Annotated in this window: 19 protein-coding genes; 9 read left to right on the top strand and 10 right to left on the bottom strand. The window is 58.7% G+C overall.

Translation table 11 applies throughout. The features are described from left to right. The coding region (locus BZK31_RS18410; RefSeq protein ID WP_167378032.1) for an MFS transporter at positions 1–878 on the top strand (878 nt) is incomplete at its 5' end. Between the two features lie 330 nt (positions 879–1208). On the opposite strand, the gene BZK31_RS29740 is transcribed toward BZK31_RS18410, so the two are convergent. Continuing rightward, positions 1209–1382, bottom strand: a complete 174-nt coding sequence (locus BZK31_RS29740) for a hypothetical protein (protein WP_167378031.1) — start codon at positions 1380–1382, stop codon at positions 1209–1211. A 475-nt stretch (positions 1383–1857) separates the two neighbouring features. Here BZK31_RS29740 and BZK31_RS18400 point away from each other — a divergent pair, with 475 nt between their 5' ends. From BZK31_RS18400 to BZK31_RS18390, 3 genes are all read left to right on the top strand, one after another. Then, positions 1858–3123 (top strand): mechanosensitive ion channel family protein, encoded by a 1266-nt coding sequence (locus tag BZK31_RS18400; protein ID WP_083184364.1) that lies wholly within the window; start codon positions 1858–1860, stop codon positions 3121–3123. 128 nt (positions 3124–3251) lie between these two features. Then, a complete protein-coding gene (locus tag BZK31_RS18395) occupies positions 3252–3488 on the top strand; it encodes a hypothetical protein (RefSeq protein ID WP_083184363.1) in 237 nt (78 codons plus the stop codon). Positions 3489–3504: 16 nt separating this feature from the next. Continuing rightward, positions 3505–3834, top strand: a complete 330-nt coding sequence (locus tag BZK31_RS18390) for a hypothetical protein (RefSeq protein ID WP_083184362.1) — start codon at positions 3505–3507, stop codon at positions 3832–3834. A gap of 165 nt (positions 3835–3999) precedes the next feature. Here BZK31_RS18390 and BZK31_RS18385 read toward each other — a convergent pair whose 3' ends face one another. Both BZK31_RS18385 and BZK31_RS18380 read right to left on the bottom strand, forming a co-directional pair. Further along, complete coding sequence (locus tag BZK31_RS18385) at positions 4000–5274, bottom strand: PDDEXK-like family protein (protein ID WP_083184361.1); 1275 nt, start codon at positions 5272–5274, stop codon at positions 4000–4002. 209 nt (positions 5275–5483) lie between these two features. Next, positions 5484–6056 (bottom strand): DUF1349 domain-containing protein, encoded by a 573-nt coding sequence (locus tag BZK31_RS18380; RefSeq protein ID WP_083184360.1) that lies wholly within the window; start codon positions 6054–6056, stop codon positions 5484–5486. Between the two features lie 113 nt (positions 6057–6169). Here BZK31_RS18380 and BZK31_RS18375 point away from each other — a divergent pair, with 113 nt between their 5' ends. Beyond that, the gene (locus BZK31_RS18375) at positions 6170–6904 is read left to right on the top strand and encodes an SDR family NAD(P)-dependent oxidoreductase (RefSeq protein WP_083184370.1); all 735 of its coding nucleotides are present in this window, start codon (positions 6170–6172) and stop codon (positions 6902–6904) included. 34 nt (positions 6905–6938) lie between these two features. Here the strand turns inward: BZK31_RS18375 and BZK31_RS18370 are convergent, their stop codons facing one another. Continuing rightward, entirely contained in the window at positions 6939–7538 is a 600-nt protein-coding gene (locus BZK31_RS18370) for an FMN-dependent NADH-azoreductase (protein ID WP_083184359.1), read from the bottom strand. A gap of 141 nt (positions 7539–7679) precedes the next feature. Next, a complete protein-coding gene (locus BZK31_RS18365) occupies positions 7680–7994 on the bottom strand; it encodes a 3-phosphoglycerate kinase (RefSeq protein WP_167378029.1) in 315 nt (104 codons plus the stop codon). A 67-nt stretch (positions 7995–8061) separates the two neighbouring features. On the opposite strand from BZK31_RS18365, the gene BZK31_RS18360 reads away from it, so the two are divergent. The 4 genes from BZK31_RS18360 to BZK31_RS18345 all read left to right on the top strand — a co-directional run bounded on the left by BZK31_RS18360 (position 8062) and on the right by BZK31_RS18345 (position 12404). Beyond that, entirely contained in the window at positions 8062–8985 is a 924-nt protein-coding gene (locus BZK31_RS18360; protein WP_083184358.1) for a LysR family transcriptional regulator, read from the top strand. Positions 8986–8999: 14 nt separating this feature from the next. Next, the gene (locus tag BZK31_RS18355) at positions 9000–9788 is read left to right on the top strand and encodes an alpha/beta fold hydrolase (protein ID WP_083184357.1); all 789 of its coding nucleotides are present in this window, start codon (positions 9000–9002) and stop codon (positions 9786–9788) included. Between the two features lie 120 nt (positions 9789–9908). Further along, positions 9909–10472: a peptidylprolyl isomerase gene (locus BZK31_RS18350; protein ID WP_083184356.1), complete on the top strand. Its 564-nt coding sequence runs from the start codon at positions 9909–9911 to the stop codon at positions 10470–10472. A 99-nt stretch (positions 10473–10571) separates the two neighbouring features. Continuing rightward, positions 10572–12404 (top strand): ABC transporter ATP-binding protein, encoded by a 1833-nt coding sequence (locus BZK31_RS18345; RefSeq protein WP_083184355.1) that lies wholly within the window; start codon positions 10572–10574, stop codon positions 12402–12404. A 451-nt stretch (positions 12405–12855) separates the two neighbouring features. On the opposite strand, the gene BZK31_RS18340 is transcribed toward BZK31_RS18345, so the two are convergent. The 5 genes from BZK31_RS18340 to fadD2 form a co-directional block, all read right to left on the bottom strand. Continuing rightward, complete coding sequence (locus BZK31_RS18340) at positions 12856–13980, bottom strand: GNAT family N-acetyltransferase (RefSeq protein WP_083184354.1); 1125 nt, start codon at positions 13978–13980, stop codon at positions 12856–12858. A 146-nt stretch (positions 13981–14126) separates the two neighbouring features. Beyond that, positions 14127–15248, bottom strand: coding sequence for a beta-ketoacyl-ACP synthase III (locus BZK31_RS18335; protein WP_083184353.1), 1122 nt, complete (start codon positions 15246–15248; stop codon positions 14127–14129). 289 nt (positions 15249–15537) lie between these two features. Continuing rightward, positions 15538–19449 (bottom strand): ATP-dependent RNA helicase HrpA, encoded by a 3912-nt coding sequence (gene hrpA, locus BZK31_RS18330; RefSeq protein ID WP_083184352.1) that lies wholly within the window; start codon positions 19447–19449, stop codon positions 15538–15540. A 185-nt stretch (positions 19450–19634) separates the two neighbouring features. Continuing rightward, complete coding sequence (gene fadD1 / locus BZK31_RS18325; RefSeq protein WP_083184351.1) at positions 19635–21326, bottom strand: long-chain-fatty-acid--CoA ligase FadD1; 1692 nt, start codon at positions 21324–21326, stop codon at positions 19635–19637. Positions 21327–21682: 356 nt separating this feature from the next. Continuing rightward, positions 21683–23371, bottom strand: coding sequence for a long-chain-fatty-acid--CoA ligase FadD2 (fadD2, locus tag BZK31_RS18320; RefSeq protein ID WP_083184350.1), 1689 nt, complete (start codon positions 23369–23371; stop codon positions 21683–21685). Positions 23372–23487: the final 116 nt, after the last annotated feature.

Genomic DNA, 23487 nt, shown 5'->3' with positions numbered 1-23487 from the left:
CAGGTGGGGTTTATGGATCACATACATCTGATCGGCGGGTGGAAGCTTCTGCGAAGGCGATGTTCTCCCTGGCTGGAATTTCAGTGCTCGCAGCGTCTTTGGGACCGGCGTTATTCGTTTGGGTGGGGCCTATATGGGCAATGATAATCAACGCCTTGGCCTTCATCTGTTCGGCGCTGTGCATCGCTTCAACCCAAAACCTTCGCACGCGCTTTTTGGGCGAACATGAGCGATTGCCGTTCTGGAGTGGATTCATGAGTGGCCTGCGGTTTTCCTGGAAGCACGCTTCAATCCGGACGCTGCTGGTGGGTATCGCGCTGTATGGCTTTTCTTTGGGAGTCAACAACGTTGCTCTTTCGCTTTATGCGTTCAGAACCCTGGAACTAAAACCTGAACAATTCGGACTGGTTCTTGCCGCATTTCCTGTCGGAGGCCTGATTGCGAGCTTACTGGCACGGCACGTTTTGGCGTTGTTTAGCGTCGGCCAGGCATTTACGGTCTCCTTGCTATGCATGGGGCTGAGCTACATAGGGTACTCACTCCACCCTCCGTTTTATTTAGCGCCGATACTCATGCTGTGCTGCGGGCTCTTCTTCTCTATTTTTGCAATTGTGCAGGGGCCAATGCTTCAAGAGGCTGTGCCTCAAGGTTACATGGGACGAGTGTCTGCAACGATCACACCCGTGCTGTCCATTTCTTCATTGACAGGGACTCTTTTGTGTTCACAAACCGTTCAATGGACGCAGGGTTTGATAACCGACTTCAGACCAGGTGCGTATGGCGTTTACATCCTCATCGCCGCAGGTTTGCTGCTGGTCGGCGGCGCGTTCATGTTAGCCGGCCAGCGAGTCCGAAAATACCAAGTGGCGGTGCTATAAAACGGTATATGCCCCTCCTGATCCGCTGGACACCACACCGGATCGTGACAAAACGCGAAAGCCTCTTTCAGCTCACACGGCATATATTGAATAAGGCAATGCACATGCCGTGTACGTTAGATGCCTGCCAGATAGCTGATGCCTGTTCCTGGCCGCGTTCTGCTCTTCTTTAGTGGCAGCTTGGGATCGAGAGTCACCGGGCGTGAGAGGTAACTCTCGACCCCAAACGGACGGTGGGGACGGGCTGTTGCAGCTGATACAGAATGGACATAGCTGCCGAAATTTTGCTGAACCAAGCTTCTACTTCGTAACGCGTTGGCAGGTTTAACACTAGCCTCCGCCACCACAAGCAATCAGCTCAATAAGACCCATCTGATACCATTTATTTTGGCAGCTCCAACCATTTTCAAATGTCCAGGCACTGGCAGTACCGCTAAATGCGAGTGCCATTGCAAGGGCTGTAGCTGCTCCGACTTTTGACGAAAGCGTCTTTTTGATTTTCATAAAACCTCCACAATTCACATAACCTAGCTAACTATGAGCCTGATCATGTTTCACCACTTGTAAAAGTGGTTTAAGCCATTTCAGGCTGCTCGGATGCGGGCTTGCCAATGTATTTGATGCCTGAATCTCAATGACATCAATAGTACAGATGAGCTATGGGAGGAGAGTTGCTGAGACGACAGATTCAATTTCATGTTGCGGCGACTCCGGTTCAACGCACGCCTCCGTCGAACGCTTGCCATCGACGTGCCGGGCATGACGCACGCAGGCGTTCGGTTCTTTCAGGCGGATAGCGGGGTGTGGTCGGTGGAGTCAGTTCCCGCGACCTACCTGACCCGCCTCGCCACCCAATGACATTGAAACGGCCGCTCAGCTCGCACAACCCATTATGTTTCGCCATTTTCCACCCCTGCCCGACCTGACCCGGTTAATGCTTTAATCGCGGTCCCTCCGCGTTCACGGGATCTTCGGCAGTATGGACATTCAATCGCTCTGGCTCAGAACTCAGGAAATCTGGGGCATGCTCGATCAGCATCCCTGGGTGCGCACCGGTCTGGCGCTGTTCCTGCTGCTCACCGCCGCGCTGGTTCTCGGTCGCGTGGCGCGTTTTCTGATTCTCTACGCGATGAAGATGCTTGGCCGGCAGCCAGCGTTGCACTGGCTGAATGACTTTCGCCACAACAAGGTCTTTCATCGACTGGCGCAGATCGTGCCGTCGGTGGTCATCCAGTTTGGCCTGAATCTGGTTCCCGGTCTGAGCGCGACCGGCAAAGGTGTCATCGCCAACATAGCACTGGCGTTCACCATTCTGTTCATGACCCTGACCATCGGCACATTGCTCAACGCCCTCTTGGATATCTACGCCCGCACCGAACATGCCCGCACCCGTTCAATCAAGGGTTATGTGCAACTGGCGAAAATGATCCTCTACATTTTTGCCGCGATCATCATCGTCGCCACGCTGATCGACCGCTCGCCTCTTCTGCTGCTCTCAGGTCTGGGTGCCATGTCGGCGGTCATTCTGTTGGTCTACAAGGACACCCTGTTGTCTTTCGTGGCCAGCGTACAGTTGACCAGCAACGACATGCTGCGCGTCGGCGACTGGATAGAAATGCCGCAGGTCGGTGCCGACGGCGACGTGGTGGACATCACCCTGCACACTGTCAAAGTACAGAACTTCGATAAAACCATCGTCTCCATCCCGACCTGGCGCTTGATGTCCGAGTCGTTCCGCAACTGGCGCGGCATGCAGCAATCCGGCGGGCGACGCATCAAACGCAGCCTGTTCATCGACGCCAGCGCTGTGCGCTTCGTGCGCGACGATGAAGAACAACGCCTGATGCAGGTTCACCTGCTGACCGACTACATCGGCCGCAAACAGGCCGAACTGCGCGCCTGGAATCAGGCCCAGGGCAATGTTGCCGAACTCTCGTCCAACCGCCGCCGCATGACCAATATCGGCACCTTCCGCGCCTACGCCCTCGCCTACCTGAAGAGCCACGCTGACATCAATCCCGGCATGACGTGCATGGTCAGGCAACTGGAGGCCACAGCGCAGGGCATACCGCTGGAAATCTACTGCTTTACCCGTACGACGGTATGGGTGGATTACGAGCGAACTCAGGGGGATATTTTCGACTACCTGATCGCGGTGATGCCGGAGTTCGGGTTGAGTCTGTATCAGCAACCGAGTGGGGCGGATATGCGGGTGGCGCTGGGCGCGGCTCACGATTCGCCCTGAGCCAGCGTGTTTTTCTGTGCCGATGGCGTCGGCTGGTGCGATCCACTGACCCGATTCACCGCCATGTCGACTGAACTCCAAAACCCCGGGCAAGGTCAGGATGGTCAAGCCTCCATCGAGCATCCGCCATGCCCACCTACCGCCTCGATTACCTGTTCAACGACCAACCCCGTAATCACGCGCTGGAACTCGACCAGCCAGAATTGCTCCCTCATGCAGCGACCCTGCACCTGCTTGAACTGCATTTCGGCGATGCCGAAAACAGCCTGATGATGCCCAATGCTGACGCGACGCCGGACGAGATTACGGCCAAGGCCGGGCTGCTCGGGCTGACGCAGATCGACGTCAGCAGGCAACAGGCTTGATCGTTGGGTCTGAACCATGAACCCGACAACCCTGGACGGACGTTACTTTGTGGTCAAAGGGCAGTTGTGGCGCTGTTCGAATCCTGCGCTCGATGAAGACGAGCGCCAGCGGTTGGTCAATGCGCTCATGGCGGCGCGGCGAGCAGTGAAGACGGCCAAAGGCGCTGAGGATCCTGACGAGCTCAAGCGTGCGAGGGCGGATGTGAATGCCGCCAAGATCGCCTTGGGCGAACGTGGGCCTGTCTGGTGGGAAGACGGCGCGCCGGACTTCAATCGGCACAAGGTCGATAACACGCCATATGCCGAGTGGTATGAATCATTGAGCGGCGACGATAATCGGCAGTAACCCTATCTGATCCATGAGACGGCAGGATTTTCCAGCCACTCGCCGAGCACTGATAACGCTCACGGCATCGGTGCTCGACTTTGCATCCAGACAACTGACTTGCCAGTTATTCTCTTCGATAAACAGGCCACGTCCAGACACCAGGTCACGTTAATGGCTACATCCCTAAGCCAGCGCCTTTAATTTCGCCATAGACAGCTCCAGACAGCTCGCCAGTTCACTGGACGTCAAACCCTTTTGAATGACCACGCGACGCCGATCACTCTCAGGATGCTTCGCAAAGGCGGCATCAAAGCTTTTGAGTTTCTCACGCAGCTCATAGGCGCTTTCGTCATTTTCTGCGCCATTGATATCCCAGATAAGCGACAAGTCATATCTGACCTTGGCACCCTCTGAACAGATCACATTAAAATAGACTGGCCACCCGTAGTCACTGTCATGCTTCTCCCACCCCGCAGGTCCGACCGCCAACCACCCTCTGGAATGGTTTACACGCTCACGCGCCAGACCTGAAACCTTCCCCAAGAGAGTTTCTTTCACTGAGGCCATGCCTTGGGTCTCTCGCATCAGAGAAATCACCGCCTTATTCTGCAAGCGAAACATCATTCGGTGATCAGTACGCGATTCCACCCAGGCTTTTTCCAGGCGGGTTGTACTTCCCTCCAGCATTTCCCTTATGGCTGACTGATGCGCCTCGTGCAAATCGACCGCCAAAGAAATTGCTTGCCTGGTGGTGGGACTTTCCCAATCTGTTTGTCGATTGCAATAGGTCACCACCAGACGAGCAGCTGCATTTCCGCGCTCGACATGCAGAAGTGCACGGTCTGCTGATGATTTAAGCCAGTCATAACCCATGTGAAGCCAATGACCGCTTGAGGGCAGATCGTAACGGTCGTCACCTGTGAACTCACGGTCAAGAGCAATGAAGACGCTACTGAAACCACGAAGATGAGCAACACCGTTGACCGTTCGCATCCAGCTTTCACGATAACGGTCAAGTTGATCACTGTTGTGAGCCAGGCGTGCTTTATTCTCGATAAGCAGAACAAACTCGTTGACCGGGTCGATGACAAAAAGATCAACGCGCTCATCCGCGCTCATGCCTAATTCACGAGCGACAAACACGGATCCGAAACTGGCAGTTCTGATTCGCGACGCAGGCCACGCTGCCAGGAAGCGAGCCGTGGTGCCACGCCCGTCGAGACTATAATCTTCCGAGTAAATCCTGGCGGCCCCAAGTAGCAGATCACGAACAATCTGGTCGCCCTGACCATGACCCTCCCGCGGATCAAAGAGCCACGCCAGTACGTCGGAATGCTGATTTTCGGTCAGCGAGATCATGTCGAGGATGTCTTCACCGGTACGAAGCGTGTCACACAGCTTCGTCAGTTTGTCGTCCAATAAAAACCGCTCTACCGCGCTATCAATATCATCGTCCATGCTTATCGCTTGCCGTTCCCTAAGGTGTTTATTGAGGATCAAGGTCCCGCCAGGTGCTTGATGATTAGTTTCATCGGCGCTATGAGCAGATACTTAAAATCATATTCCAGAAAGATTGGCCGACCGCCTTGGCCTGCTGAGAATGGCTTATATATTGATTATGGTCGGCCGTGGCTTTACATGGGAGCCTGGAGTGCCAGCTGCCCCTCTCAAGTCAGATCATGCAGCCCCTTGCCCAGCGCATTCCCTACCCAGAACCTGGAGAACACGACATCCAGCCCGCCTCGTTCCGGGCTGCAGCACATCGGTCCGACCAGACACTCACCGACTGGAAACGGCGCCAATCGCAGCAACGGCCAGCGCACGCCATCCGTCGAGTGCTGAATGCGCATCACGCCTTCGGCAACCGTCACACGCAGCCAAAGCCCTGAAGCCGAAGGGTCGAACAGTCCGGTCGCCCAATCCGACTGGTCGCGGGTCAATACGCTGCCGAGCATGAGCGCGCCGTCGCTGACTTCGACGCCGGTCTTCATCCAGTTGCGCTCGTCGATGCGGACCATCAGGCCGGCCTGGTCGTAGAGCGTCTTGAAATTGCCCTGCACATGCACCTGAGCAGTAAATGCGCCGCTCACCGGTACACCGAGAAAATGCCCGCTGTCACGACAGAAACCGTAATGGGTCTCGCGCCAGAAATCAGTGGCCGGATCTGTGGTGATGCTCAGCCTGTCGTCAGTCAGGTGCCACGCTGTGGGTTCGTTGTACCAGTGCCCTTTGTCGAACATGCTTCGCTCCTCGCTATCAGTGCCCATCGAGACGTCGATGATGTACCGATTGCTTGATAATTCGAATGAACTGAAAACATGATGCATCAAACATCAAGAAACGGCAGGTGATCATGAGCGAGAAGAAAACGCTGTTGCTGACAGGCGCGAGCCGGGGTATCGGTCATGCCACCGTCAAGCATTTCAATGCCGCAGGCTGGCAAGTGTTCACGGCGTCCCGGCAGAACTGGGTCGCGGACTGCCCTTGGGCCGAAGGCCTGCTCAATCATATTCATCTGGATCTGGAAGACATCGACAGCGTCAGCGCCAGCATGGCGGCTATCAAGGACAAACTCGGAGGCCGTCTCGACGCACTGGTCAACAACGCAGGCGTTTCGCCCAAAGGTCCTGAAGGTGCGCGCATGGGTGTTCTGGAATCCGATTACAGCACCTGGATCAAGGTCTTCAACGTCAACCTGTTCTCCACCGCTCTTCTGGCCCGCGGCCTGTTCGACGAACTCAAGGCAGCCAAAGGCAGCATCATTAATGTCACCTCGATTGCAGGGTCGAAAGTGCATCCTTTTGCAGGCGTCGCCTATTCCACGTCAAAGGCTGCCCTGTCGGCGCTGACCCGGGAAATGGCTTATGACTTCGGGCCACATGGGGTCAGGGTCAACGCAATAGCACCGGGTGAGATCGACACGTCCATTCTGTCTCCGGGAACTGCGGAAATCGTCGAACGGTTGGTGCCGATGCATCGTCTGGGTAAACCTGAAGAGGTGGCCTCTCTGATCTATTTCCTCTGCACCAGTGGGGCGTCCTATGTGAACGGCGCGGAAATTCACGTCAATGGAGGCCAACACGTCTGAGCCTGGCGGGAGGGCAACCACGATCTGCTTGAGATCAGGCCACCTGAGCCAGTTTGGCGAGGGCCTGGTTCATGCCTTTCTCCACAAAATCGCCCCCCATGTTCAGGCCTTCCGCGTGAATGAAGGTGACGTTATGGATGCCAATGAAGCCCAGCACCTGACGCACGTAGGGTTCCTGATGATCCAGGCTGCTGCCGGTGTAAATGCCGCCTCGAGCGGTGAGCACGAAAGCGCGTTTGCTGGTCAGCAAACCTTGCGGCCCGGTTTCGGTGTATTTGAACGTCACACCGGCACGCAGTACATGATCGAACCAGGCCTTGAGCGTGCTAGGGATCGCGAAGTTGTACATCGGTGCAGCCAGCACCAGCACATCGGCGGCAAGCACTTCATCGGTCAGGGTATTGGAACGATCCAGCGCCGCCTGCTCGGTTTCGCTGCGCTGCCCGGCAGGCTTCATCCAGCCGCCGAGCAGGGTTTCATCGAGGTGCGGGACGGGGTTGGTCGCCAGGTCGCGCACGGTCACTTCATCATCCGGATGCACGGCCTGCCACTGGCTGAGAAACTGCCGCGTCAATTGACGCGAAACCGAATCCTGTTGGCGGGCGCTGCTTTCGATGACAAGTACGCGGGACATGGCTCTGCTCCATTGAATGAGGGGTGTTTGTTCGATGGAATCGAGGTTAAACGTGACGTTATCGATGAAAAAGCGCAAATACCTGCTTCAACCCATCTAAGAATTTGTTTTATACGGGGCGGCGCTCTACTCTCAAGCAACTCAGGCGGGTTGGCAGTCAAGTTTGATGCGTAACTTGATGATGCTGCGATTGAATTTGGCTGAAACCTCAACGCTTTTGCCTGCAGCGACCTGAACCCGTCGCGTGCGCGGCGCTTCAGGGCCGTTGGCGAAAACGACCGAGCATTTGGCGTCCACATCACCGTAGTTATTGACCGAGATGGAACCGATGTCGTGATAGACGTCATGGGTGACGTAATCGATCTTGACGCCCTGGTACTGTTTTTCCACGTCAATGGGGTAGGCAAAGGCTGTCAAAGGCAGCATGGCCAGCAATCCATAGCACACTCGATTCATTGGGCAGTCTCCGGAACGGGATTGTCAGAGTAGAACAACGCACAGCAAAAAGAAGAGGAATTACAGCATGAAAGCGCCCCGCGTGACCCTCGACCAATGGCGCACGTTGCAAGCCGTGGTCGACCACGGTGGCTTTGCCCAGGCCGCCGAGGCTCTGCACCGTTCGCAGTCGTCGGTCAGTTACACCGTGGCCCGCATGCAGGACCAGCTTGGCGTCCCGCTGTTGCGCATAGACGGCCGCAAAGCGGTGCTGACCGAAGCTGGCGGCGTGCTGTTGCGTCGTTCACGTCAACTGGTCAAGCAGGCCAGCCAGCTCGAAGACCTGGCCCATCACATGGAACAAGGCTGGGAGGCCGAGGTGCGGCTGGTCATTGATGCCGCCTACCCGTCGGCACGCCTGGTCCGCGCTCTGACGGCGTTCATCCCGCAGAGCCGTGGTTGCCGGGTGCGGCTGCGCGAAGAAGTGCTGTCGGGCGTCGAGGAGGTTCTGCTCGAAGGCGTGGCGGACCTGGCGATCAGCGGCCTGAGCATTCCCGGTTATCTGGGCGCGGAAATGAGCACCGTCGAATTCGTTGCCGTCGCACACCCCGAGCATGCCTTGCATCAGGCCAACCGCGAACTGACCTTCCAGGATCTGGAAAGCCAGTTGCAAGTGGTGATTCGAGACTCGGGCCGGCAGCAACCCCGCGACGTCGGCTGGCTCGGCGCGGAGCAGCGCTGGACCGTCAGCAGCCTCGCCACGGCAGCGACCTTCGTCAGCAGCGGCCTGGGCTTCGCCTGGCTGCCGCGTCACCTGATCGAACGCGAACTCAAGGAGGGTGTACTCAAGATGCTGCCGCTGGATCGGGGTGGCAGCCGCAATCCCTCGTTCTATCTTTATTCGAGCAAAGACAAACCACTGGGGCCGGCCACGCAAATCCTGATCGACCTGATCCGTACCTTCGACACCGCGCCGCTGACCGCCGCGTTCGCAGCCCCTCAACAAGCCTGACACGGAGTAGGCACATGGCATTCTTCGAGCACGACGACTGTTCACTGCACTACGAAGAGTACGGTCAGGGCGAACCGGTCCTGCTGCTGCACGGACTGGGCTCGAGCTGCCAGGACTGGGAGTACCAGATCCCGGCGCTGGCCGCGCATTATCGGGTGATTGTCATGGACATGCGCGGCCACGGGCGCTCGGACAAACCGCACGAGCGCTACAGCATCAAGGGCATGAGCGACGATGTCGAAGCGCTGATCGAACACCTGCGCCTGGGCCCGGTTCATGTGGTAGGCCTGTCCATGGGTGGAATGATCGGCTTTCAATTGGCAGTCGATCACCCGTCGCTGCTCAAGAGCCTGTGCGTCGTCAACAGTGCGCCGCAAGTCAAGGTCAGAAGCCCCGGCGACCTCTGGCAGTGGGCACGACGCTGGACACTGTCTCGGCTGGTCAGCATGGAGGCCATGGGCAAGGCGCTGGGCAAGCTGCTGTTCCCCAAACCGGACCAGGCCGAACTACGGCGCAAGATGGCCGAACGCTGGGGACGCAACGACAAGCGCGCCTATCTGGCCAGCTTCGACGCCATCGTTGGCTGGGGCGTGGAGCGCAAGCTTGCGCGCATCATCTGCCCGACCCTGATCATTGCCGCCGATCACGACTACACTCCGGTGTCGCTCAAGCAAGCCTATGTCAAACGTATTGCCAATGCTCGACTGGTGGTTATCGAAGACTCGCGCCACGCTACGCCGCTGGACCAGCCGGAACAGTTCAATCGCACGTTGCTGGAATTCATCGCCAGCAACGGGGTCTGAAAAACGCGCACACGCCTTTCCCGCACGAAACACTCCTGCCAATCACGCTGGGCAAAAAAAGCCAAACGTGGTTACCTTGCCAGCTACAGTCGATATCTCTATTGAAGGACCTGCTGCCCCATGTTGAAAAAAATCGCCCTCGCCGCCTGCTCCGTATTGTTCGCCGCCAACCTGATGGCGGCTCCGGACAAAGCCACGCACGTGGTGCTCAACACCAGCTTCGGCGAAATCGAAATCGAACTGGCGGACGCCAAGGCCCCGATCAGCACCCAGAACTTTCTGGGCTACGTCGACAGCGGCTTTTACACCAACACCATTTTCCACCGTGTGATTCCGGGCTTCATGGTTCAGGGTGGCGGCTTCACCCCGCAGATGGTTCAGAAGCAGACGAAAGACCCGATCAAGAACGAAGCGCAGAACGGCCTGCATAATGTGCGCGGCACCATCGCCATGGCCCGTACCTCGGACGTGAACTCGGCCACCAGCCAGTTCTTCATCAACACCAATGACAATGCGATGCTCGACAACGGCGTGCGTGACTACGGCTACGCGGTGTTCGGCAAAGTGGTCAAGGGCATGGACGTGGTCGACCAGATTGTCAACGTGCAGACCGGCAACCAGAAAGGCATGCAGAACGTGCCAAACGACCCGATCCTGATCAAGTCCGCCAAGCGCGTCGACTGACAGGAACCTGTACCGCGTGGAGCAAGGGTTTCACGCGGTCCGGACGGGAGAGCTTCTACTTATCAAGGGAGATCCCACGCCACGTGGGTGTGATAGCCAATGCTTTATCGTCGTTTTGAAAAGCTGATCGATATCTTCAAAGACGCCCCTACCGCTGCCCCGCCCAACACTGTTTTCGCCTTCTATGCCTACTACCTGCGTCAGGTCTGGCCGACTTTCACGGCGCTTCTGGTAGTGGGTCTGATCGGGGCCCTGATCGAAGTCGCGCTGTTCAGCTACCTGAGCCGCATCATCGACCTGTCCCAGACCACGCCGGCCAAGGACTTTTTCAGCCTGCACGGTCCGGAACTGATCTGGATGGTGGTGGTGACCCTGTTGCTGCGCCCGATCTTCGTCGGTCTGCACGATCTGCTGGTGCATCAGACCATCAGCCCGGGCATGACCAACCTGATTCGCTGGCAGAACCACAGCTACGTGCTCAAACAGAGCGTCAACTTCTTCCAGAACGATTTCGCCGGGCGGATTGCCCAGCGCATCATGCAGACCGGCAACTCGCTGCGTGATTCGGCGGTGCAGTCGGTGGATGCGCTGTGGCATGTACTGATCTACGCGATCAGTGCAATGGTGCTGTTCGCTGAAGCCGACTGGCGCCTGATGATTCCGCTGGGCACCTGGATCGTGGCCTTCATTCTGGCGCTGATGTACTTCGTGCCAAGGGTCAAGCAACGCTCGGTGGACTCCTCGGATGCGCGCTCCAAACTGATGGGACGCATCGTCGACGGCTACACCAACATCACCACGCTCAAGCTGTTCGCGCACACCAACTTCGAGCAGCAGTACGCGCGCGAAGCCATGCGCGATCACACCGAGAAGAGCCAACTGGCGGGTCGTGTGGTGACCTCGATGGACACCACCATTACCTCGATGAACGGCATTCTGATCGTCACCACCACCGGTCTTGCGCTGTGGCTGTGGACCCAGTCGCTGATCTCAGTGGGCGCCATTGCCCTGGCCACCGGCCTGGTGATCCGTATCGTCAACATGTCCGGCTGGATCATGTGGGTGGTCAACGGCATTTTCGAGAACATCGGCACCGTACAGGACGGCCTTGAAAGCATCTCGCAACCGGTTTCGGTCAACGACAAGCCGAACGCGCAACCGCTGAAAATCACCCACGGTGGCGTGAAATTCGATGGCGTGGATTTCCACTACGGGAACGGCAACGGCATCATTCACAACCTCAACCTGGACATCAAACCGGGTGAGAAGATTGGCTTGATCGGCCCTTCAGGTGCCGGCAAATCGACGCTGGTGAACCTACTGCTGCGTATGTATGACGTGCAAGGCGGCAGGATTCTGATCGATGGCCAGGACATTTCCGACGTTACTCAGGAAAGTCTGCGGGCACAGATCGGCATGATCACTCAGGATACGTCGCTGCTGCACCGCTCGATCCGCGACAACCTGCTGTACGGAAATCCCGGTGCGACGGATGAACAATTATGGGAAGCCACTCGCAAGGCCCGAGCCGACGAGTTTATCCCGCTGCTGTCGGACTCCGAAGGTCGCACCGGCTTCGATGCGCATGTCGGCGAGCGCGGGGTCAAGCTGTCCGGCGGACAACGCCAGCGCATCGCGATCACGCGTGTTCTGCTCAAAGATGCGCCGATCCTGATCATGGACGAAGCCACCTCGGCGCTGGACTCGGAAGTCGAAGCGGCGATTCAGGAAAGCCTGGAAACCCTGATGCAGGGCAAGACCGTGATCGCCATCGCCCACCGCCTCTCGACCATCGCACGCATGGATCGGCTGGTGGTGCTGGAAAAAGGCCAGATCGCTGAAACCGGCACTCACGCTGAACTGCTGGCTCACAACGGTCTGTATGCACGACTGTGGCAGCACCAGACCGGCGGGTTTGTCGGGGTGGATTGAGGACCTCGTGCACGCTCAACGGCACCGGGAGCGATATTGCTCACGAAGACAAGGGCACATCCAACACAGTTGGGGTTCCTGATATTAAGCCTTCGTGAGCAAGCTCACTCCCACGGCTGACGCGGCGACAAGTGAGGGCGTGCTCGTGGGAGCCAACTTGTCCGCGAAGGCTTTGGATCAGGCGCTACATGTCTGGCGCCTGTACCGGCCTCTTCGTGGACAAGTCCACTCCCACGGCTGGTGACAAGTGAGGGCGGGTTTGCTGAGTGCAGCGTCTGAAAAGCCCCCTAGACACATCCATTCCAACAGCTGTCCACCCCTCAGCGTCAGGGCTCGTGGGAGCGGACTTGTCCGCGAAGGCTGTGGATCAGGCGCTACATGTCTGGCGCCTGTACCGGCCTCTTCGTGGACAAGTCCACTCCCACGGCTGGAGTGGGCATGCCGCCCGTGATCAAACCTGCCGATACGGCAACGCGGCCCGTGCTTCTTCGGCATACGCCATGACCCCGACCCGTTCCTGCTCGAGAAACTCGCTCACGGCGTCTTTCAATCCGGGATGCATCAGGTAGTGCCACGACCGGGTGATCTGCGGTTCGAAGCCGCGGATCAGCTTGTGCTCGCCCTGAGCGCCTGCGTCAAAACGCTGCATGCCGTTGGCGATGGCGTAGTCCATGCCCTGATAGAAACAGGTCTCGAAGTGCAGGCGGTCGAACTCGGCCAGGCAGCCCCAGTAGCGCCCGTAGAAACTGTCGCCACCGATCAGGCTGAAGGCCATGGCGACAGGCCGTGAGCCCTGAAGCGCCAGAACCACGCGAATCGATTCAGGCATGCGCTCGGCCAGCAGACTAAAGAATTCACGCGTCAGGTAAGGCGCCTGCCCACGCACTTCATAAGTGTTGGAATAGCAGGCATAGACAAAATCCCACAGGATTTCAGTCATCTGCTGACCTTCGAGCCATTCAAATGCAATGCCCTGCCCCGCCACCTGCTCGCGTTCCTTGCGCATCTGCTTGCGTTTGCGTGAGCTCAGCGCATCCAGAAAATCCTGAAAGTCCCGATACCCGCGGTTGTGCCAGTGAAATTGGCAGCCAATGCGCGACAACCAGCCGGACTGTGCTTCCAATACGGCATCGGCAGCCGGGTCGGTGAAATTTACATGAGCGCTCGACAGCCCCTCACTTTGCAAGTAAGCCGGCAGTTCACTCAGCAGTTCCGATGCGCCCTGCGGCGTTGCAGCCAGAAGGCGCGATCCGCCCACCGGACTGAACGGCACTGCCACCAAGAGCTTGGGGTAATAGGCGATACCAGCGCGACGGCAGGCGTCGGCCCAGGCATGGTCGAACACATATTCGCCGTAGGAATGCCATTTGCGATAAGCCGGAAGCGCAGCAACCGGTTGCTCGTTTTCGTAATGCAGAATGTGCTCGGGACGCCAGCCGGAACGCGGACCGAGGCTGCCGCTGTCCTCCAGCGAACTCAGGAAGGCGTGACGCAGAAAAGGCTGATTGCCCGGCACCAACGCATCCCATTGGGCGGGCGTGACGGTGCTCAGGCTGTCGACGACGTGAACCGGCATGCAGGTTCCCTCGGTGGATAAGCGTGCGACGAGTATCACCGATTGAGACTGAATGTAAACGGCTGCGAACCAACGACCGCTCTACATCAGGCCTTGCAACGGGCGGGCCGGCGCCCCGCGCATCGGGAGGCCGGCCGCCGCAGGCATCAGCGCTTGCGCAGAATCACGCTGCCGATCGAGTAGCCCGCACCGAACGAACTCAGCACGCCCAGTGCGCCTTTCGGCAGGTCGTCCTGATAGGTGTGAAACGCGATGACCGAACCTGCCGAGCTGGTGTTGGCATAAGTGTCGAGAATCACCGGTGCCTCTTCGACCGTGGCGTCACGGCCCAGCAGTTTCTTGACGATCAGGTGATTCATGCTCAGGTTGGCCTGATGCAGCCAGAAGCGTTTCACGTCCCTGACATTGAGGCCGTTAGCGTCCAGATGCGCACCGACCAGCTCGGCCACCATCGGGCAGACTTCGCGGAACACTTTGCGCCCTTCCTGCACGAACAACTTGTCTGGCGCGCCCTGGCCCTCATCCGACGTGCGGTTGAGGAAGCCAAAGTTGTTGCGGATGTTATTGGAGAACTTGGTTAACAGCCGGGTGCTGACGATATCGAACTGGTACGGCGAAGTCGCCAGATCAGCGCGCTCCACGACCACGGCCGTTGCGCCGTCGCCGAAAATGAAATGACTGTCGCGGTCACGGAAGTTGAGGTGCGCGGTGCAGATTTCCGGGCTGATGACCAGAAGGGCGCGAGCCTGACCCAGTTGCACACTGTTGCACGCCGCCTGGATGCCGAAGGTCGCCGAGGAGCAGGCCACGTTCATGTCGAATCCGTAGCCCTCGATGCCCAGTGCTTCCTGGATCTCGATGGAAATCGCCGGATAGGCGCGCTGCAGATTGGAACAGGCGACGATGACGCCATCGATGTCCGCCGTTGTCCTGCCCGCTCGCTCGAGGGCCTGTCTGGCAGCCGCGACACCCATCTCGCAGAGAATCGACCACTGCTCGTTGCTGCGCTCCGGCAGGTCAGGCTTCATGCGTTGTGGATCGAGAATGCCCTGCTTGTCCATCACGAAGCGGCTCTTGATGCCCGAAGCCTTCTCGATGAACGCGGCGCTGGACTCGCTGAGCGCCTCTATTTCGCCACGCTCGATGGCTGCCGCGTTCTCGCTGTTGAACTGGTGGACATAGGCATTGAAGGACTGCACCAGCTCTTCGTTGGAAATGCTGTTGGCCGGGGTAAACAGGCCTGTGCCGCTGATGACGACGTTGTGCACGGTCGTTCCTCTCTTATTGAAGGTCGCAGGTATTGGCCTGCCAAGGCACGGTAGATGGCGATCCACAACTGTTCTGGGACCAACGTACCAATGTTTATCTAAAACACGCGCTTGAATCTGAACGCGCGAGGCTCGGGCCACGTCTACGGCATTGTGAAAACAAACGCGGAGTGTGCCACAGCGCCCGGTTTTAGCGCCATCGGGCCAATGAATATTGGCCCGGAGATCCTTCTCGCCGCGACCCGCGCATTCCGCACGGGCCTTGATTCGGTGCAGCTCAGGCTCGGAATCAGCCTTCCACGAGACTCCACTGCTTGCTCAACCGCTTGTCAGACACCGGCATTCTGGTGCCCAGCTGCTGAGCGAAGAGCGAGACACGGTACTCTTCCATCCACCAACGATAGACCGCCAGTTCCGGATCGCGCTTGCCTTCCTGGCTGTGTTTGTCGGCACGTGCCTGATACTGCGCCCACAGCCCCGCCAGCTCGATACTCCAGACCCGGTCCTTTTGCACCTGGCCTGGCAGTTTTTCCAGGCGCATCTCAATGGCCTTCAGGTAGCGCGGCAGCTCCTTGAGCCACTGCGCAGGGGTTTCGCGTACGAAGCCCGGATACACCAGTTTGCCAAGCTGCGCCTTGACGTCATTGAGCGCAACCGCCTGAGCCAGGTCGATCTTGCCTTTGAAACGTTTCTGCAAGCCGTGCCACAGCTTGAGGATTTCAAGAGTCAGCTTCGCCAGACGCTCGGCATGCCCGGTCCAGTCGGCGCGCTTGCGTTCGGCCAGCGACAACAGCCCGGCGCCGTCACGCGGCAGCTCGGCTTCGCCTTCCAGTATGCAACTGTCGAGGCTGGCCAGCAGGATGTCTTCGATCAGCGCATCGACCCGTCCCAGCTCGCGATACAACAACGCCAGCTCGGTCTGCCCCGGCAATTTGCTGCGCAAGAACTTCGCAGACTCAGCCAGCTGTTGCAGCAACAACCGCTGCAAGGCCCGGCGATGCTGATACCCGGCCTCGGCCTGGGTCGAGAAACGTCCTTCCTTGACCGCACCGCCCTCTTCGACCAGCGCCGGATACACCGTCATCGACAGACCGGCAATGTTCTGCTGGGTCTTCTGCGCCACTGGCGCGAACACCTTGGCTTCCACCGGCTGCTGACTCTTTGCCGTCTGCGGTACCGCGAGCGCGGCCTGACTGGCTTCGGCAAAACGCGCCGTCAGTTGGTCCAGATCGCGGCCCTCGCCGAGGAACTTTCCGTTTCCATCGACGATTTCGAGGTTCATCTTCAGGTGACTTTCAAGTTGCTGAGCCGCTTCACCCCAGGCCTCATCGGTCACGCGGGCACCGGTCATGCGCAACAGTTCGCGACCCAGCGCGTGGGGCAGCGAGCCTTCGCCGAACGTAATGCGTTGCAACGCCGCCTTGATGAAGTCCGGCACCGGCACGAAATTCTTGCGCACGGCCTTGGGCAGACTGCGGACCAGCGCGATGCACTTGGTTTCCAGCAGCCCCGGCACCAGCCACTCCAGCCGCTCGGCAGGCAGTGACAGCAGCAACGGCGCAGGCACGCGCAGGGTCACGCCATCACGCGGATGATTGGGTTCGAAGTGGTAACTCAGCGACAGGCTCAACTCACCCAGACGCAAGGTGTCCGGGTATTGCGCAGCCGTGACTTCACTGGCCTCACGCGCCAGCACGTCTTCTTCGCGCATGATGAGCAACTGCGGGTTCTTCTGGCTTTCGGTCTTGTACCAGCTGTCGAACGTCGCGGTCTGATGGATCTCGGCCGGAATGCGCGCTTCGTAGAACGCGTAGAGCGTGTCTTCGTCGGCCAGGATGTCGCGACGTCGGGCCTTGGCTTCCAGCTCGTCGAGCTGCTCCAGCAAACGGGTGTTGGCGCTCAGGCATTTAGCGCGGGACTGAATATCGCCGCGCACCAGGCCTTCGCGGATGAACAGTTCGCGTGACACCACTGGATCGATCGGGCCGAAATGCACCGGTCGACGGCCGACCACGATCAGGCCGAACAGGGTGATCTGCTCGAACGCCACGACCTGTCCGCGCTTCTTCTCCCAGTGCGGCTCGAAATGGTTTTTCTTGATCAGGTGCCCGGCCAGCGGTTCGATCCAGTCGGCATCGATCTTGGCCACCATGCGCGCATACAGTTTGGTGGTTTCCACCAGTTCGGCGGTCATCAGCCACTGCGGACGCTTCTTGCCCAGCCCGGATGACGGATGTATCCAGAACCGCCGCTGCCGCGCACCCAGATAGTCGCCTTCGTCGGCTTTCTGGCCGATCTGGCTCAGCAGCCCGGACAGAATCGCCTTGTGGAATTTCGGGTAATCGGCCGGTTCCTTGTTGACCGTCAGTTGCAGGTCGCGACAGATCAGGCTCAACTGCCGGTGGGAATCGCGCCACTCGCGCAGACGCAGGTAATTGAGGAAGTTGCGACGGCACCAGTTGCGCAACGGGCTGGCGGTCAACGCCTGCCGCTGCTCTTCGAAACCGCGCCACAGATTGACCAGCCCGGCAAAGTCCGAATCGGCGTCTTTCCATTGCGCATGCGCCTGATCGGCGGCCTGTTGACGCTCGGGTGGACGCTCGCGAACGTCCTGCACCGACATCGCGCTGGCCACGATCAACACTTCCTGCAGACTGCCCTGCTTCGCGGCCTCCAGCAGCATGCGGCCCATCCGCGGGTCCACCGGCAGGCGTGCCAGTTGACGGCCCAGCGTTGTCAACTGGTTCTCGCGATTGACCGCCGACAGTTCCTGCAACAGGTTGAAGCCGTCACTGATCGCCTTGCCATCCGGCGGCTCGATGAACGGGAAGTCGGTGATCTCGCCCAGACGCAGGTGCAACATCTGCAGAATCACCGCCGCCAGGTTGGTGCGCAGGATCTCGGGATCGGTGAATTCAGGCCGGGCGTTGAAATCTTCTTCGCTGTACAGGCGCACACACAGGCCTGGCTCGACGCGGCCGCATCGGCCTTTACGCTGGTTGGCGCTGGCCTGGGAAATGGCTTCGATCGGCAGACGCTGAACCTTGGCGCGATAGCTGTAACGGCTGATGCGCGCCGTACCGGTGTCGATCACGTAACGAATGCCGGGCACGGTCAGCGAGGTTTCAGCCACGTTGGTGGCCAGCACCACGCGACGGCCGGAATGGGACTGGAAAATACGCTGCTGCTCGGCGGGCGACAGGCGCGCGTAAAGCGGCAGGATTTCAGTGTGCTTGAGCTGAGCCTTGCGCAGGACTTCGGCGGCGTCACGAATCTCGCGCTCGCCAGGCAAAAACACCAGCACGTCGCCGGGACTCTTGCGCTCGCTGCGTTCGAAGGCCGCCAGTTCATCCAGCGTGGCGAGAATCGCCTGATCGACGGTCAGGTCATCCTCGACACTGTTGCCCTCTTCGTCCTGCTCGCTGGTCAGCGGGCGATACCAGGTATCCACCGGGAAGGTCCGGCCGGAAACTTCGATGATCGGCGCATCGTTGAAGTGCTCGGAAAAGCGCTGCAGGTCGATGGTCGCGGAGGTGATGATGACTTTCAGGTCCGGGCGACGCGGCAGCAGCGTTTTCAGATAACCGAGCAGAAAGTCGATGTTCAGGCTGCGTTCGTGGGCCTCGTCGACGATGATCGTGTCGTAGCGCTCAAGAAAGCGGTCGTGCTGGGTTTCAGCCAGCAGGATGCCGTCGGTCATCAGCTTGATCAGCGTGTTGCTGTCGCTCTGGTCCTCGAAGCGCACCTGATACCCCACCAGCGCACCCAACGGTGTGGCCAGCTCATCCGCGACCCGGCTGGCGACACTGCGCGCCGCGATTCGACGCGGCTGCGTATGGCCAATGAGACCATGCTGCCCGCGTCCGATTTCCAGGCAGATCTTCGGTAATTGGGTGGTTTTACCCGAACCGGTTTCGCCTGCAATGATCAGCACCTGATGCTTGAGCAGCGCGTCCTTGATTTCGTCGCGCTTGGCGGCGATGGGCAGGTTGTCGTCATACCGGATCGCCGGCACGCTCTCGCGCCGCGAAGTCACCTGCGCACAGGACGCCTGCACTCGCGACACCCACTGCGCCAGCTTCGTCTCGTCGGGCTTCTTGCGCAACTCGTGCAACTGGCGGCGCAGACGATGGCGGTCGCCAATCATCGCTTGATCGAGGTTTTTCAGGAGTTGGTCGATGGAAGGCGATTCGTCGGTCATCAGGCGCGCAGAGTCTTTTCTTGATAGAGGCAGGGGCGCAATTGTCGCAGATTGCTCAAGGCAGGACGACCGACTTCATTGAAAGGACGGGTAGCGCAGGAGCGAGCTGGCTGGCGAAGGCACGCGGAACACCCGGTCTTCGCCAGCCAGCCGGGTCCCTCGAGAGGAGTCCCGGGTAGCTTGTATTACTTCTTCACGCCCAGTTTTTTCAGCTCTTCGTCACGCAACTCGCGGCGCAGGATCTTGCCCACGTTGGTGGTCGGCAGTGCATCACGGAACTCCACGCTGCGCGGCACTTTATAGCCTGTCAGGTTGGCGCGCATGTGCTCCATGACCTGTTCCTTGGTCAGCGTCACACCCGGCCTGGCGACCACGAACACCTTGATAGCTTCACCCGATTTTTCGTCCGGCACGCCGATGGCCGCGCATTGAAGGACGCCAGGCAGCGTGACCAGCACGTCTTCCAGTTCATTGGGATAGACGTTGAAACCGGAGATCAGAATCATGTCTTTCTTGCGATCGACGATGCGCAGGTAACCGTCAGGCTGAATGATCGCGATATCGCCAGTCTTGAGCCAGCCATCGGCGTCGAGCATTTCGTCAGTGGCTTCCTGGCGCTGCCAGTAGCCCTTCATGACCTGCGGTCCCTTGATGCACAGCTCGCCGGTTTCACCGAACGCCAGCTCAGTGCCCGCATCGTCAATGACTTTGCAAAAAGTGGACGGAACGGGAATACCGATGGTGCCCATCTGGATCTTCTGAATGGGGTTTACCGTCGCGACCGGACTGGTTTCAGTCATGCCGTAACCTTCGCAGATCGGGCAGTTGGTGACCTGCTTCCAACGCTCGGCCGCCGCCAGTTGCAGGGCCATGCCGCCGGAAAGCGTGACTTTCAGCGCCGAGAAATCCAGGTTGCGGAAAGCCTCGTTGTTGCACAGGGCAACGAACAAGGTATTCAAGCCGACGAAGCCAGTGAACTTCCATTTGGACAGTTCCTTGACCATTGCCGGCAAGTCACGCGGATTGCTGATCAGCACGTTGTGGTTACCGATCAGCATCATGGCCATGCAGTGAAAGGTAAACGCGTAAATGTGGTAGAGCGGCAACGGCGTGATGAGAATCTCGCTGCCTTCATTGAGGTTGGACGCCATCAGCGCCCTGCACTGCAGCATGTTGGCGATCAGGTTGCGATGGGTAAGCATCGCGCCCTTGGCCACGCCCGTGGTGCCGCCGGTGTATTGCAACACTGCGACGTCCGAACTGCTGGGCGACACGTCGGTAACCGGCTGGCCATGGCCTTTTTTCAGGACATCGTTGAATTTGACGGCCTTGGGCAGATGATAGGCAGGAACCATCTTCTTGACGTACTTGATGACGCTGTTGACCAGCAGGCGCTTGAGGGGCGGCAGCAAGTCGGCGACTTCGGTGACGATCACGTGCCTGACCTGGGTCTTGGGCACGACCTTCTCGGCCAGATGCGCCATGTTCGCCAGGCACACCAGCGCCTTGGCGCCGGAGTCGTTGAACTGGTGTTCCATTTCGCGCGCGGTGTACAGCGGGTTGGTATTGACCACGATCAGACCAGCACGAAGGGCGCCAAATACGGCAACCGGGTACTGCAGCACGTTGGGCAACTGCACGGCGATGCGGTCGCCAGGCACGAGGTCGGTGTGTTGTTGAATCCAGGCGGCGAATGCGCCGGACAACTCGTACAGCTCGCCGTATGTGAGAGTCTTGCCCAGATTGCTGAAGGCGGGTTTGTCGGCGAAACGCTGGCAGGACTGCTTCAGGACCGCCTGGACGTTTGGATACTCATCGGGATTGATATCGGTGGGGATACCAGACGGGTATTTATCCTTCCAGAAGTTTTCAATCATTCAGCCGGCTCCATAGCGATAGCGAATTCTTCACATCGCTTTAGGCGATGATTTTCTTGTGTTTTGGAATTGTGCAGTAGACGCCCATTCGCTTCATGACAGGTCAAAAAGCGCGCCGAGAGTAGCAGCTTTGCCAAGGGCCGACTAGAGGCAAACCGGGCCTCTACGGTCACAATAATGACTATCGAGCCACTATTGGTCACACCGTTTATTCTGACACAGAGAATAACGCGATCTCTGAAAGCATTGAGCCAGAGCGCTTGTGACACGCGTGTTCAGATTAGTCAAAAAATCAGGCCCCGCTTGCAAGTCAATACAAGCGAGGCCAAAGACGCAAAAAGAGACAATTCCTACACTCAGGCGATGTCGCGAAGCTCCCTGCGCAGGATCTTGCCCACCGGCGTCATCGGCAGGGATTCACGCAGCACAATGTGCTTGGGGACTTTGTAACCCGTGAAGTTCTCTTTGCAGAACGCTTTGAGTTCGTCGACGCTGACGCCTGCCTCGCGCGGCACTACGAACAGCTTGACGGCCTCGCCCGAGCGCTCGTCCGGCACACCGATGCAGGCGCAGTTGGCGACTTTCGGGTGAGCCATGACCACGTCTTCGATCTCGTTGGGGTAGACATTGAATCCGGAGACGATGATCAGGTCTTTCTTGCGGTCCACGATACTGACGAAACCGTCGGCACCGATCACCGCGATGTCTCCGGTCTTGAACCAGCCCTCGGCGTCCAGTGCTTCGGCAGTGGCCTCAGGGCGATTCCAGTAACCCTTCATCACCTGCGGGCCTTTGATGCACAGCTCGCCGCGTTCGCCGAACGGCAACTCTGCGCCCTCGTCATCAATGACCTTCATGCCGGTGCCCGGCACCGGAATGCCGACCGTGCCCAGCCGTACCAAGGCTCCGTACGGGTTGGCGCTGGCCACCGGAGATGTTTCGGTCAGGCCGTAGCCCTCGACGATCGTGCATCCGGTGATCTCGGCCCAGCGTTCGGCGGTGGCCTTGACCAGCGCGGTGCCACCCGAGTTGGTGCTCTTGAATGCCGAGAAATCCAGACGCTTGAAGTCCGGGTGGTTCATCAGGGCCACGAACAGCGTATTGAGCCCGATCATCGCGGTGAACTTCCACTTGCCCAGTTCCTTGATGAAGCCGCCGATGTCCCGTGGGTTGGTGATCAGGATATTGTGGTTGCCGCTGATCATCATGCACATGCAGTTCGCCGTGAACGCGTAGATGTGATAGAGCGGCAACGGCGCGATCATCACTTCCTTACCCTCTTCGAACATCACGCCACGCTCGGGACAATGCTGACGCATGCAGGCATACACCTGCTGCATGTTGGCAACCAGATTGCCGTGGGTCAGCATCGCGCCCTTGGCCGCTCCGGTGGTGCCACCGGTGTATTGCAGCACGGCGACGTCATCCAGCCCGACTGACACAGGTTTCATCGTACCGCCACGGCCCAGTCGCAAGACGCTCTTGAAGCCGGTGGCCTGGGGCAGGCTGTAGGCAGGCACCAGTTTTTTAACCCTGGCGACGATGGTGTTGATCAACCAGCCTTTGGCCGGCGACTGCATATCGCCCATTTTCACTTCGATCAGGTAACGCAGCTCGGTGTCAGGCAGAACTTCCTGCACCAGCTTGCCGAACAGGTTCAGGTACACCAGCGCCTTGGCCCCCGAATCCTTGAACTGATGCCGCATTTCACGTGCGGTGTAGAGCGGGTTGGTGTTGACCACGATCAGACCGGCGCGCATCGCTCCGAATACCGCGATCGGGTATTGCAGCAGATTGGGCATTTGCACGGCGATGCGGTCGCCAGGCACCAGGTCGGTGTGATGCTGCAGGTAACGGGCGAAGGCCGCCGAATGGCGTTCAAGGTCGGCGTAGGTCAGCGTCACGCCCATATTGCTGAAGGCAGGTCGATCCGCAAATTTTCTGCAGCAGCGTTCAAACACATCAACGACCGATCGATAGGCTTGAAGATCCAGCTCAGAGGTCACCCCGGCAGGGCGTTTATCGTTCCAGAATTCAGGTAGCATTATTTTTATCCTCTTCCCTGCTTATGCCTGGCCCGCTGTTGAAAATCGGGTCTGGCCCGACGTTAGCAGTTAAAACCAGGAAGGCAAATATCCGTATTGGCGTCATCAACGCCGTG

The sequence above is a fragment of the Pseudomonas floridensis genome, from assembly GCF_002087235.1.
Classification (GTDB): Bacteria; Pseudomonadota; Gammaproteobacteria; order Pseudomonadales; family Pseudomonadaceae; genus Aquipseudomonas; species Aquipseudomonas floridensis.
The sequence above is the reverse complement of the archived record's forward strand: the minus strand, read 5'-3'. Positions and strand labels throughout refer to the sequence as shown.